Here is a 13,435-nt window from a genome sequence, read left to right as displayed (position 1 = left end):
ACACTTAGAGCGTTCCGTCCGTCGTTTTGGAATAAAAAAATTTCCTATTTTTCGCGTTCCTTCTTAGAGAAGAACGATTCGAAACGTGGTGCCGATGTTGACCTTGCTTTCCACCTCGATCCGTCCCCCCATCGCCTCCACTTGATTTTTGGTAATGAACAAACCGATGCCTTTCGCGTCTCGGTTGTTGTGAAAGGTTTTGTACATTCCGAAAAGTTTATCCCCGTTTTTATTCATGTCGATCCCGAGTCCGTTGTCGGCGATGCTCAATACGAGACGATTCTTTTCATACACTGCGCTGAGAATGATTTCCGGAATACGGTCGGGATGTCTGTATTTCACCGCGTTGGTTAAGAAATTCAAAAGGATACTTTCCATATAAGATGGGTTGCATCGTACTCGAATCGAATCCGAAACCAGATTTTTGATCTGAACCTGATACTTTTGGATTTCTCCGCTGATCGTCCGAGTTGCTTTATCGATGTATTCCCGCAAAACGATTTCCGTGTTTTGAAGATTCTTATTCGTTTGAATCGATACGACCTCGTTCAAATTCAGAATCGTATCCATCAAACTGTCCGAGGCTTTCGTGATGTATCGAACGACTTCCTGCCGTTCCTCTTCGCTTTCCGATTCCTCCAGAATCGTTAAAAGCATGGTGATATTTCCCGCGTGCGAACGGAGATTGTGCGAAACAATATGAGCGAAATTTAATAATCTTTCGTTCTGATCGTTCATGATGTCGAGGGTTCTCTGCAACGCGAGTTCCCTCTGCTTTTGATCGTGGATGTTTTGAAACGTTCCGGAAACGCGGATGCACTTACCGTTCAAATATTCCGGTTTTCCTACGGAACGGGTCCAAACAAGATTTCCCTTTGCCGTTACGATTTCGATTTCGAGATCGAAGGGCTTTCCGGTTCGAATGGATTCCTCCAGTTTGTCGGCCGCTCGTTTGCGCTCCTTCTCGTTTTTATAAAAACGCGCACCCTCGTTTCCGGGAACGTAATCCTCCGGAACTTCGAAGATGGCCTTAGTGACCTTACTCCAAATCCGTGTGTTTGTTTCCAGATCCAATTCCCAAGAACCGATCTGAGCCGCCTCGTTGGTTCGGGTAAGAATCTCTTCCAGTTTGCTTCTTTCGAATTCCTTTCTTTTGAGAGCTGTGATATCGGCGGTATACATGAGAATGCCGCCGACGACGTTCTGCGAGACGTACCAGGGTCTTACTTCCCAGATGATCCACTGGATCGATCCGTCCAAACGGGTAAAGGATTCCTCGTCCTTCCGCATCACCTTGCCCTGTAGACATTCCTGATGAATCCGTTTCCAATCATCACCGATTTCAGGAAAGATCTCGTAGTGGGAACGACCGATGATTTCGATTCCTCCGAGATGATAATCGGTCAGCCATTGCTGGGAAGCCGCCATATAACGCATGTTCGTATCGAACATCGCGATCGCGGAAGGCGCCTTTTCGATAAAGACCTTGTTGAGTTCATAACTTTCTTTTAATGCGATTTCCGCGTTCTTGTGTTTGGTGATGTCCCAATTCGTTCCGAGCATTCGAAACGGTTTTCCGGAAGCGAGACGTTGAACGATCGCGATGGCTTTGATATGATGTACGGAACCGTCCGGCCAAACGACTCGAAACTGAGTATCGAAATCCTTTTCACCCGATACGGCCTGTTTGAACTCGAGCATACATCGTTCTTTGTCATCGGGATGCAGACTTCTTTCCCAATCCGCCACGGCTCCGTGATAATTCTCCGGCCTGATTCCATAGAGGTCGAACATCGTATCGTCCCATTCAACCTTCCCATCGATCAGATCAAAATCCCAAATGCCGACTCTCGCCGTACGCGTAGCCAGTGCGAGCCGGTCCACGGTAAGCTGCAGTTCGGTTTCGATCTTTTTGGATTTCGTAACGTCGAAATAGGTGCCGATCATCAAGATCGGTTTTCCCTTCAAATCCACTTCGACTACCTTACAAGTGCATTTAAACCAAACGATGCTTCCGTTCTTATGAAGAAAACGGATGTCCGCCTCGTAAGGCTGACTTACATCCGTCTTTAAATAATCCTCAAACTCGTTTCGGATCGGGTCCAGATCTTCGGGAACGATATGCGATTGCCAAGTGCGGATCGAATCTTCCAATTCATCCTCCCGATAACCGAGCATTCCTTTCCAAGCAGGGCTTAGGTAACTGGCGCCATCGACAAAGTTTTTCTCCCAATAACCTGCGTGCGCTTGTTCGAGAATCGTTTGAAGAATATGAATCATCGTAAAGTAATGTATTCCGAACGTTTTTTGATCAGAATAGAATGTGTAACGCGCTATATTTTGAACAAAACCCCGCTCTCGGTCAAGCTCAAAAGAACGAACTCGTTCTTAGAAACGAATCTTTGAACCGATAAAGGGAGAATTCACCCGATCCGCGGAAAGAAAGAACGGGATTTGACAAAGACAGATTCGAATCCAAGCAGTTGTGAAAGAAACCCAGAAATTTATTTCCAAGCTGTGTAAAAATCGGCCAGAGACAAAAGACGGGAATCGTTTTCGTCTTCTTATAATCCGAACTTCTTCCGAGACAGGATTCATAAAATATCAATCCTTGAACCGTAGATTCGTTTTGAATCTCCTGCCGATTCAATCGAATCGTTGAAACTGTGCGGTTTCCGATTTCCAAAATTTGGATCGGGAGTTTATCCCCAATCCTTTTCCTGAGGAGACTCCCTACAAAAGCCGACCAACCTCGGGAGGCGGACAAGTCCGCCCACTCCTTTTCGACAAAATTCATTCAAAACAACGATACGATTTTAAAAAATGATTTTCATTTTCCAAAGACTATCAACGATGCTCTTCTGTTAAGGACCCTAAATCAGTTCATATTTTTAGAATGTAATATTTGTATAATATACTGTTCCTTTGCTCAGTATATTATACATTCAAAAATCGAAATATACGGAGCTTATTTTCCAAAGAAAGAATCGAAACTCTTCTTTCGGTCCCGATCGAATTAGAACTTCAGGAGCAATCGGCATGGCTGATACGACCGTACAACATTCCTTAGGCGACAACGCCGCGCGCAAATTAGCGAACACCACCAAAACGGCACCCCAGTACGGAGCGATAACGCCTCGCTGGCTCGTTCGTCTTTTGGATTGGAAACCTCTCGAATCCGGAACTCTCCGCGTAAACCGAGTGAAAGACAATACGAGCGTGGACGTTCTTTGCGGACAAAAGGACGAACAACCTCTTCCGGAAACCTTCGTAAACTACGAAGAGCAGCCGAGAGAATACACGTTAAGCGCCATCTCAACGGTGTTGGACGTTCACACGAGGGTTTCGGATCTTTTCAGCACGCCTCACGATCAGATCAAGGAGCAGCTTCGCTTAACGATCGAAAGCGTAAAGGAACGCCAGGAAAACGAACTCATCAACAACGCGGATTACGGTTTGCTAATACACGCGCCTAAATCGCAAAGAATTTCCACGCGCAAAGGACCTCCTACTCCGGACGATTTGGACGAACTCATCACGAAAGTCTGGAAAGAACCTTCTTTCTTTCTCGCGCATCCGCTTGCCATCGCGGCGTTCGGAAGAGAATGTACACGCAGAGGGGTTCCGCCCGCTACCGTTTCTCTTTTCGGCGCGCAGTTTCTCACTTGGAGAGGACTTCCGATCGTTCCTTGCGACAAACTTCTCGTAGACGGAGAAAGCAAACCGAAAACCACTTCCGGTAAAACCAATATTCTTCTTTTAAGAGTGGGAGAAAAGAAACAAGGAATCATCGGACTCTTTCAACCGGGTCTTCCCGGTGAACAAACTCCGGGACTTTCCGTTCGCTTTATGGGAATCAATCGTTCCGCAATCGGTTCGTATCTGATTTCTTTGTATTGCTCCGCTGCGATTCTTACCGACGATGCGATCGGAGTTCTTGAGAACGTGGACGTAGGCAACTACCATGAGTACAAGTGATTTCTTCCCGAAATTCCCGAACGACTCGAGCTTTGGCGAATCGGAAGAATTACGCGGACTGATCGATCCCAATCAGATCGTTTCGATGGCGACGGAACTGTTCGGTTCCCTTCCTCGAAGCGGCGGAGTGGATGAATTGATTCTTTCGGATCTTTCTCCTTCCGAATCGAAACCGCCCGTACAAACGAGCGCTCCCGTTCGCACCGGTCAAACATTCACGAATTCTTATGGACTGAGTTTAAGCGAATCCGATCTGAATCGAATTCCCGATGAATTCTTGGCCGGAACCGGACTTCCCTCCTTTCCCGGAGAATTGAATCCGAAAGGAATTCTCCCCGCTGCACCTTCGCTTTCCTCCGCGTCTTCTCTTCCGAATTCGTTTTCGTTTTTGGACGACGTGCGTTCTTTTCTTCCGCAAACGGAAGTGTCGAATCTTCGGATCGAAGACGCGTATAGTTTTTCTCCGAGTCTGATTCCGAACGTGGATATCTCTTCGGGAAAATTCGATATCTCCTCTTTGAAAAAGGATTTTCCGATTCTGAAGGAAAAGATCAACGGAAGAGATCTCGTTTGGCTCGACAACGCGGCGACCACGCACAAACCGCAAAGCGTCATCGATAGAATTTCTAAATTTTACGAAACAGAAAATTCTAATATTCATCGAGGCGCTCATACGCTGGCGGCGAGAGCCACCGATGCGTATGAAGCCGCGCGCGAAAAGACCGCTCGTTTTTTGAACGCTTCCTCCAGCAACGAAATCGTGTTCGTTCGAGGAGCCACCGAAGCGATCAACTTGGTCGCCCAAACCTGGGGAAGACAAAACATCGGTAAGGACGACGAAATTCTCATCACCTGGCTGGAACACCACGCCAATATCGTTCCCTGGCAGATGCTTTGTTCCGAAAAAGGCGCAAAGTTGAAGGTCGTTCCCGTCGATGAAACCGGACAAATCATTTTGAACGAATACGAACGACTTCTCACCCCGAGAACCAAGCTCGTTTCGATCACGCAAGTGTCCAACGCGTTAGGCACCGTTACACCCGTGATTCCGATGGTGGAACGGGCGCATCGTCTCGGAGCCAAGGTTCTTGTGGACGGAGCGCAAGCGGTGTCCCATATTCCGATCGACGTACAGACGTTAGACTGCGACTTCTACGTTTTTTCGGGTCACAAGGTGTTCGCGCCGACCGGCATCGGTGTTTTATTCGGAAAATCGAATATTCTCGAATCGATTCCTCCTTGGCAAGGAGGAGGAAACATGATCGAAGATGTACGTTTTGAAAAGACCGTGTATCAACCGGCTCCGTTTCGATTCGAAGCGGGAACCGGAAACATCGCGGACGCGGTCGGTCTCGGAGCGGCCATCGATTATCTGAATCAAATCGGAATGCAGAACGTCGCGGATTACGAACATTCCCTTTTGGAGTATGGAACTTCTCAGCTGCAACGAGTGCCCGGTTTGCGTTTGATCGGAACCGCAAAAGAAAAGGCGGGAGTTTTATCCTTCGTGATGGACGGTTTTAAAACCGAGGACGTGGGTAAGTATTTGAACTTGGAAGGAATCGCGGTTCGATCCGGTCACCACTGCGCCCAGCCGATCCTGCGCCGTTTCGGATTGGAAAGTACGGTAAGACCTTCCCTGGCTCTTTACAACACCTGCGAAGACATAGACGCGTTAGTCGCCGCTTTGCTGAATCTGAAAGGAGGAAGAACCTCGGGACCGCTTTAAATCGTAAAATCGATTACGTCGTCGAGTTCTTTCGAGGTTCTTACCCGAACCTCGTTTCTTTGATTCACGATCGAATACGGAGGAACGCTATGGGTCAACCAGGCGTTTCCTCCAATGATGCTGTTCCTTCCGATCACCGTTTCTCCTCCTAGAATCGTCGCGCCAGCATAGATGATCACATTCTCCTCGATCGTGGGATGTCGCTTTAACGTAGCCATGTCCTTACTGACGGAAAGGGCGCCGAGCGTAACTCCTTGATAGATTTTCACGTTATCCGCGATGACGGAAGTCCCTCCGATTACGATACCCGTTCCATGATCCATAAAAAAGGATCTTCCGATGGAAGCCCCTGGATGAATGTCGATCCCCGTTTTTTCGTGCGCGTATTCGCTTAACATTCTCGGGAAAATGGGAACGGCAAGTTTATGAAGAACGTGCGCCACCCGATGAACCGCGATCGCGTAAAAACCCGAATACGCGAGAATCACTTCCTTAACGCTTTCCGCGGCCGGATCTCCTTCGAAAGCGGCGATCGCATCCTGCCAAATCAGTTCATATAAAGAAGGAAGTTCGTCCCGAAACCGTTCCAAAACTCCGTCGATGGTAAGATGTTCTGAAAAGGAACGTTCGTGACTCGAAAGATACGGATAGAGTTTGTCTTTGGTGTGCAGGAAGAATTCGGAAAGACTGTCCTCCACGTGGGCGATATCGCGAAACGTAACGTCCGAAAAGTAACCCGCAAAGATAATGTTGAACAGCTCGCTGATGAAATTTCCGGCGACCTTGCGCCCGCCGTAACGATGCGGATCTTCGTTCTGTTTTTGAAAGATCGATTCGATGAATTTTTTATATCTTCCCTCTTCCGGGGAAATGCCGAAATGCGTGGGGCTGAACTCTTTTTCGCTCATCCGAAATTCCTCTTCCACAAGACTTACAGTCTTATGAAAAGAAAGCCCGTATTAAGAAATCCCCATTTTAAAATTCTGGAGAATATCTTCCGCATTCCAGGAATATATGTTACAATTTTTGAATATTTTTAACCGCGGGCGTAGCAAGTTCATCGTTTCGATTTTTTGGCGGATGAGACCGCGCGTTTTACGGGTGAAGTCGAACGTTTGACGGCGGATTGATCCAAAAAAAGAAGCCTTACGTCCTTCGAGGCGAGAGATCGGCCGTCTTGGGATCTGATCTCTATCTTTTGAATCGGTTTCTGATTCCGTTCGTCCACGAGAACCTGACCCAGTTCCTTTTTATCGAAGAGATATTTTTCCCCCCATTGTCTGAGGGAAACGAGAATCGGAAACAAATCCCTTCCTTTCGTAGTAAGAGAATATTCCTGATAGGCGCTGCCGTCCGAAGCGGGAACGATCTCCAGAATTCCTTCGGCGACGAGCTTTTGCAAACGCGCGCTGAGAATATTCTTGGCGAGTCCCAGACTTTTTTCGAACTCGCCGAATCTTCGTTTGCCTAAAAACGCATCGCGAAGAATGAGAAGAGACCACCATTCTCCGATCGAAGAAAGGGACCTTGCGATCGGGCAATCGTCTTCCTCAAGATTTTTGCGTTTCACAACAAGGTCCTCCTCGAATCCGATCCTACGTTGAATCTCGGAAATCGCTTCCTACTTGGCAAGATAAATTGGCGCACCCGCCGGCAAACTGCTCGTGCCTCCATCCACGATGATCTCGGCTCCTTGCACATACGAAGAATCGTCCGATGCGAGAAAGGCGACCACGTTTGCGATCTCATCCGCGTTGCCCACTCTTCGTAAAGGAATCGAAGCGGTCAGACTGGAAAGTCTTGCGTCCGCCGATTCGGAACTTCCCCAGATCGGAGTTTTCGTCGCACCGGGAACGACTGTGTTAATGCGAATTCCTTTGGGACTCAACTCCGCGGCAAGGGATCTCGCCATCGCGCGCACACCCGCCTTGCTCGCCGCATACGCGCTCACACCGGCGACTCCGAGAGTACTGATGACGGAACCGTTTAGCACGATCGAAGAACCTCGTTTGAGAAGAGGAAGCGAAGATTGGATCGTAAGAAAAACTCCGGTAACATTCACGCTCAACACTTCTTCGAAGGTCGCTTCGTTCGTATGACCTGCGGGCGTCGGCTTCATGATTCCCGCGTTCGCAAACACGACGTCCAGCTCCCCGAATTCTTCCCGGATCGATTGAAAGAGCGATTCTCTTTGATCGTGATCGACTACGTCCGCACGGATCGCCCTTGCCTTCGGTCCCAATTCCTGAACGGCCGCGTCCAAAGTCTTTGGATCTCTTCCCGTAATGATTACGTTCGCACCTTCCGCTACGAATAACTTTGCCGTCGCCAATCCGATCCCGCTGTTGCCGCCCGTGATCAAAACGTTCTTATCCTTGAATCTCATGATGGTTTCTCCCTGATTCTGGTTTAATAATAAAACTACATTATTTTGGACCGAATCTGGTTTAATTTTGCAACCACTTTTTAATTAAAAATCCTGAAAAAACGAAGCTCGGATATAAAAAAAAGAGAAGAAACGCTTTTGGCGGCGCTTCCCCTCCTCGGAGTTTTCTTTTTTTGCAACTCGATTCGTTTTCAAAAAACGAACTGAATTTTTTCGTTTTCGTCTTATCGGATCTCGTTTACTCCCACGCCCGTTTTTTCGGCCAACTTGGTTCCGTATTCGGGATCGCAGCGATAGAAATGTTTTACGTTCGCGACGATCAAACCCTTCGGCAGCCCCTTCATCGTGGAAGCGATCGTGGAAGTCAGCCTTTCCCGTTCTTCCGGCTTCATCATACGATACAAATCTCCCGCTTGCGTATAATCGTCGTTTTCCTTGTGAGAATCATAACGATCCGCGTCGCCGGAAATTTTCAGCGGAGGTTCCGCATAGGAAGAATCCTGAACCGGTCCTTCAAAACCGTTCGGTTCGTAGTTGTCGTAGTCACCGTCGTATTGAAACTTAACGCTTCCGTCTCTGTGATACGCGTTCACGGAATTTTTCGGTCTGTTGACCGGAAGTTGTTGGTATTGAACCCCCAAACGATATCTCTGCGCATCCGGATAAGCGAACAATCTTCCCTGCAGCATTTTATCGGGAGAAGCTCCGATTCCGGGAGGCATGTTCGAAGGAGAGAACGCCGCTTGTTCCACTTCTTCGAAGTAATTCTTGGGATTCGCGTTCAGCTCCAAGACTCCGACTTCGATCAAAGGATAATCTTTGTGAGACCAGACCTTTGTCAGATCGAATGGATTGAATTTATAGGTTTCCGCCTCTTTTTCCGGCATGATCTGAACGCAGAACTTCCACTTCGGAAATTCTTTACGTTCGATCGCTTCGAACAGATCCCTCGTCGCGTAATCGGGATCGGTTCCGGCTAACGCAGCCGCTTTCTCCCCGCTGAGATTTTTGATTCCCTGCATCGATTTGAAATGAAACTTCACCCAAAAACGTTCTCCCTTAGCATTCCAAAGTCCGAATGTATGACTTCCGTATCCGTTCATAAAACGATAGCCGTCCGGAATTCCTCTGTCTCCGAAAAGGATCGTCATCTGATGCAAAGCTTCGGGAGCCTTGGCCCAATAGTCCCACATACGGAACGGATTCTTATAACCGGTGATCGGATCTCTTTTTTGAGAATGGATGAAGTCCGGAAATTTCAGGGGATCTCTTTCAAAGAATACGGGAGTGTTGTTACCCACAAGATCCCAGATTCCTTCTTCGGTATAAAACTTGATCGCAAAACCTCTCGGGTCCCGTTCCGTATCCGCCGAACCCTTCTCGCCCGCAACCGTGGAGAATCGCAAGAACAAGGGAGTTTGTTTTCCCGCCTTGGAGAACACGGCCGCTCTCGAATATCGGGAAAGATCCTGAGTGATCGTCAGGGTTCCGTACGCGCCCGCGCCTTTTGCGTGAACGACTCGTTCCGGAATTCTTTCCCGATTGAAATGCGCGAGCTTTTCGATGAGATGCGTGTCCTGAATCAGAAGCGGACCTCGCGGACCCGCCGAAACGGAATGTTGGTTTTGCGGAACCGGATGACCTCCGGCCGTGGTAAGAGTTTTTCGACTCATTGTTTTGCTCCTTGTATGGTTTGAAAAAGATATAAAATCCAGGCTTTGAGAAAGGTTCCGAAGAACACCAAACGACCGTTTGTCGAGGATTCGCTTAACAATTCCGCGACTTCGGTGCGGCCGAACAGATTCGCAAACTGCAAGGCGGTTTGCCCTTTCGGATTTCGATAATTCTTATCCGCTCCCGATTCCAGAAGAAGCCGAACGATTTCGGTATGACCCTTGAAGGCCGCCCCCATCAGGATCGAATTTCCGGCCGCGTCCGTTGAGTTCACATCCGCGCCTTTGGAAATCAAAAATCGGACCGCTTCTTCCCTTCCATTGTAAGCGGCTAACATGAGTAAGGTGTAACCCTTGGAATCCGCTTCGTCGATCTGCGATTCGAAACGCAAGTGACGCGCTAAACCGTCCACATCGCCATTCCTCGCGAAATCGAAACAAGGATCGGGCGCCTTCATACTGTTCTTGTAAGCGAGCCAAGCCTGGGAAAATTCGGACAAAGCCTCCCGAGAAACGTGACTTCCGAGGCTTTCTGCAGATTGGTTCTGAACTGAAGATTTCATTCTAAACTGCCTTAAATCAAAGAATTAATCCATAATTTTAATTTTTAAAATTGATTCTCAATTTAGACTAATTCTAATATTAGTAAAAATTAGTTCAAGTCTTTTTTTAGAATTAGTCTAAATTAGTGACAAAAATCGAGGTCCGTGAGAGAGTGATCTTATGAAGGATTCGTACGAAAGAAGCAAAAAGATTCTGGAAGACGCTGGAATCAATGTGACGGTTCAAAGGCTACAGATGGCAAATCTGCTTTTGTCCGAGCCGCAACATTTGACCGCGGATCAAGTGTTTCAATTGGTAAACGAACACATGCCGAACGCTTCCCGCGCTACTATATTCAATAATTTGAAACTGTTTGCGGAAAAGGGAATCGTGAATCTTCTCGAGTTGAAGTCGGGAATCACTTTATACGATTCGAACGTCAGCAATCATCATCATGCGGTCGACGAGGAAACGGGAGAAATCTTCGATATCGATCTGGATTCTAAACTGGAAGAAGCCGTTTTGGCGGAACTGAAAAAAGATTTCGAAACGAAAACGGGAACCTCTCTCAAAGACTGCAACCTGCTCATCACTCTCAAAGGTAAGAAGAAGTAACCCCGTCTCTCAGGGCTTCTTCTTACCCCGCTCCGCGATAAAAATTCCCGAAATTCTCCCTTATGTCTTCAAAATCGTTTGGGAAATTTCCGAAAACGTCGATCTTTAAATTGAACCAGGAGATCGATTATGCTCAGAGGAATGTACACAGGCGCCAACGGGATGATTATCCAGCAAACGAGAATGGACGTGATTTCGAACAATCTCGCCAACGTCGATAAGACCGCCTTTAAAAGAGACACCACCGTTTTTAAGACATTCCCCGAACTGCTGCTTCATCGATTCGACGAAGACGGAGTCGGCAAGGTGCCTATGGGTTCCTTCGACACCGCTCCCGTAGTCGGCAAACTCGGATTAGGCGGAGAAGTGAACGAAGTCTATACTCGCTTCGAACAGGGAGCCGTTAAAAAAACGGAGAATCCTTTCGATCTTATGCTGCAAGACAGACCCGGCAGCGAACATCCGGCGTTCTTCAGCGTGATGACAAATCGAGGAGAGCGTCTTTCTCGAAGCGGAGCTTTCATCATGGACACGAACGGTTATCTCGTCACCCCGCAAGGCTTTCCTTTGATGGGAGAAAACGGTCCGATCCGGGTCGCACGCGGTAATTTTTTAATCAAGGAGAACGGCGAAGTGTGGATCAACGGCGAAATCGGAAACGATCCCGTGAACGGCACTTCCATTGAGAAGAACCGTTTTGAAACTCCCGTCCTTTTGGATAAGATCAAAATCCGCACCGTTGAAAATCCGCGCCACTTAGATAAAGAAGGCGATTCTTTTTATGCCGACACCCCCGAATCCGGCGAACCCACACCTTTCGATTTTAAAGACGAGCCTTCCGTTCTGCAAGGGTATCTCGAAGCGTCTAACGTGAGCGTCGTGACCGAAATGGTGGAAATGATCGAAGTCAACCGTTCTTACGAAGCGAATCAAAAGACGGTTCAGACGCAAGACAGCTTGCTCGGTAAACTCATCAATGAGGTTCTGAGATAAATATCCCTTCGGTGGAAAACAGACCGCTGGCCTGGAAGGGCCTCCGGTTTTCCCCCGATGAGATCCCCACCTCACCCCTCTTCCCTCATCAACTTCACCAGCAAGCATCTCTCCATTCTCACAAATCACATCCAACCCAAACACATGAGCATTCTTGAGAAAGGAAAACTCATTCAAATAACGAGTAGAATTCTCAGGACGGATGTAACAGTAAGAAGAAAAAGCAGATTTCAAAACTCTGTGATTTGCCTCTGCCACCTGCGAATGGACTCCATTTTTACTCCATCTGTTTCTTGCCCAACGGTAACGAGCATCTTTAGAATGAGCCGAGTGATTTACACTTCGATGATTTTTGTATATACCCCAAAGCCAAGGATAACCTTCATCAGTCATTAAGGGAGTTTGTATAGGAAGATGATTCTTAATAAGTGGACCTAACGTTCCCATCTTCTGATTTGGAACGCTGTGAAAGAAAACGGGACCATTCTTTACAGCAATCGTATGCACTAACATCCCTACTTGTCTGCCTCCAAGTTTGTCTGAAAGGTAAATGGATGATGTAGAACCAGAGTGGCGATAGCGTCTCCTACCCTGATTAGCCCTCTGACTTGCTGAATACAAAACTACTGTATCAGCGCAGACGTATGGACGATTTTCCATGATTTCAGTAATATCAGTATCTTCATCAGGTGGTAAGGAGAAGTCTTTGAACTCTCTGTCGAGTGCATCAAAGGTGAGCTTCTGATATTTAGGAAGTTGTTGTGAAGCGAAGACTTGAAATCTTTTCTTCAGCATTGAAGCACCTTTGTAGGAGATCTTCAGTCGTTTACTGATCTCTGTTGAAGTGACTACTTTAGGATGCTGAATCATACTCTCGTAGAAGACATATCCAAACATCCAAAGCGGGAGTTTCATGTGGTGTAAAATCGTATAGCTAATTCGGGAAGTAAGATATCTACACTTCTCACAACGGATCAATTCAGGTTGAGTTGAGATCTCTTTAGTCAGCAGTTTGCCTGGGCAGTTAGGGCAATACTTTGGGTAGAAATCATTCAGGATCTTCTTAGTGAGGTTTGTAAAGAAGTCGATGTTGATTGCTGGGTTCTTGCGCTTCTCTTTAAGTTGTGCTGACGTTAGAGATTTAGGACGTGATGACTTGGTAGGTGCTGAGGGTGTGGAAATTTTTGCGGTACTAAAACTCAGATCCTGAGCGATCTTCATTTTAGTCTGCTTACTTAGTGGCTTAGGTTCGGGAACTAAGGTGAGTTTGTGGTCACGGTTGTCTTTACACTGAAGAGATAGGTAAATAATTACTCGAACTTTTCCCCAACAGACCTTGATTCTCTGATATAATATCAAGACCGAGAACTCTGGCGTTTTTGAGAAACGAAAACTCGTTTCAATAGAGCGTCGAGTTCTCCGGCCTTAGATAGCAATAAGTACCGAACGAAGTTTTCAGCAGCAGAAACCCGAACACAAACCCTATCTTCCTGATTTCGTTCGGGTATGTTAGCCGGA

Annotated in this window: 10 protein-coding genes and 2 pseudogenes; 4 read left to right on the top strand and 8 right to left on the bottom strand. The window is 47.3% G+C overall.

Translation table 11 applies throughout. The features are described 5' to 3' along the window. Positions 1 to 63: 63 nt before the first annotated feature. On the bottom strand, positions 64 to 2,280 hold the full coding sequence (locus DLM76_RS14450) for a PAS domain-containing sensor histidine kinase (protein ID WP_118965650.1): 2,217 nt from the start codon (positions 2,278 to 2,280) through the stop codon (positions 64 to 66). Between the two features lie 759 nt (positions 2,281 to 3,039). On the opposite strand from DLM76_RS14450, the gene DLM76_RS14440 reads away from it, so the two are divergent. Further along, positions 3,040 to 3,978: a family 2A encapsulin nanocompartment shell protein gene (locus tag DLM76_RS14440; RefSeq protein ID WP_118965648.1), complete on the top strand. Its 939-nt coding sequence runs from the start codon at positions 3,040 to 3,042 to the stop codon at positions 3,976 to 3,978. Then, positions 3,965 to 5,707, top strand: coding sequence for a family 2A encapsulin nanocompartment cargo protein cysteine desulfurase (locus DLM76_RS14435; RefSeq protein WP_118965647.1), 1,743 nt, complete (start codon positions 3,965 to 3,967; stop codon positions 5,705 to 5,707). Before DLM76_RS14440 ends, DLM76_RS14435 begins: the two co-directional genes overlap by 14 nt. Here the strand turns inward: DLM76_RS14435 and epsC are convergent. The 5 genes from epsC to DLM76_RS14410 all read right to left on the bottom strand — a co-directional run bounded on the left by epsC (position 5,704) and on the right by DLM76_RS14410 (position 10,329). After that, positions 5,704 to 6,615: a serine O-acetyltransferase EpsC gene (epsC, locus tag DLM76_RS14430; RefSeq protein ID WP_118956825.1), complete on the bottom strand. Its 912-nt coding sequence runs from the start codon at positions 6,613 to 6,615 to the stop codon at positions 5,704 to 5,706. The genes DLM76_RS14435 and epsC overlap by 4 nt on opposite strands. A gap of 149 nt (positions 6,616 to 6,764) precedes the next feature. Continuing rightward, a complete protein-coding gene (locus DLM76_RS14425) occupies positions 6,765 to 7,277 on the bottom strand; it encodes a winged helix-turn-helix transcriptional regulator (protein WP_118965646.1) in 513 nt (170 codons plus the stop codon). 51 nt (positions 7,278 to 7,328) lie between these two features. After that, entirely contained in the window at positions 7,329 to 8,093 is a 765-nt protein-coding gene (locus DLM76_RS14420) for an SDR family NAD(P)-dependent oxidoreductase (protein ID WP_118965645.1), read from the bottom strand. 224 nt (positions 8,094 to 8,317) lie between these two features. Then, complete coding sequence (locus DLM76_RS14415; RefSeq protein WP_118965644.1) at positions 8,318 to 9,766, bottom strand: catalase; 1,449 nt, start codon at positions 9,764 to 9,766, stop codon at positions 8,318 to 8,320. Further along, positions 9,763 to 10,329, bottom strand: a complete 567-nt coding sequence (locus DLM76_RS14410; RefSeq protein WP_118965643.1) for an ankyrin repeat domain-containing protein — start codon at positions 10,327 to 10,329, stop codon at positions 9,763 to 9,765. Before DLM76_RS14410 ends, DLM76_RS14415 begins: the two co-directional genes overlap by 4 nt. Positions 10,330 to 10,489: 160 nt before the next feature. Here DLM76_RS14410 and perRA point away from each other — a divergent pair, with 160 nt between their 5' ends. Both perRA and DLM76_RS14400 read left to right on the top strand, forming a co-directional pair. Continuing rightward, the gene (gene perRA, locus DLM76_RS14405; protein ID WP_118965642.1) at positions 10,490 to 10,924 is read left to right on the top strand and encodes a peroxide-responsive transcriptional repressor PerRA; all 435 of its coding nucleotides are present in this window, start codon (positions 10,490 to 10,492) and stop codon (positions 10,922 to 10,924) included. 129 nt (positions 10,925 to 11,053) lie between these two features. After that, positions 11,054 to 11,917: a flagellar hook-basal body protein gene (locus DLM76_RS14400; protein ID WP_118956831.1), complete on the top strand. Its 864-nt coding sequence runs from the start codon at positions 11,054 to 11,056 to the stop codon at positions 11,915 to 11,917. Positions 11,918 to 11,920: 3 nt separating this feature from the next. Here DLM76_RS14400 and DLM76_RS22170 read toward each other — a convergent pair. Both DLM76_RS22170 and DLM76_RS21905 read right to left on the bottom strand, forming a co-directional pair. After that, a pseudogene (locus DLM76_RS22170) lies at positions 11,921 to 13,258 on the bottom strand (transposase); the annotation flags it as partial. After that, positions 13,203 to 13,379: pseudogene (locus DLM76_RS21905) on the bottom strand (transposase); the annotation flags it as partial. The pseudogenes DLM76_RS21905 and DLM76_RS22170, both read right to left, overlap by 56 nt. Positions 13,380 to 13,435: the final 56 nt, after the last annotated feature.

The sequence above is a fragment of the Leptospira yasudae genome (genome assembly GCF_003545925.1).
Lineage (GTDB): Bacteria > Spirochaetota > Leptospiria > Leptospirales > Leptospiraceae > Leptospira > Leptospira yasudae.
This window is presented reverse-complemented; position numbering and strand designations above follow the sequence as displayed.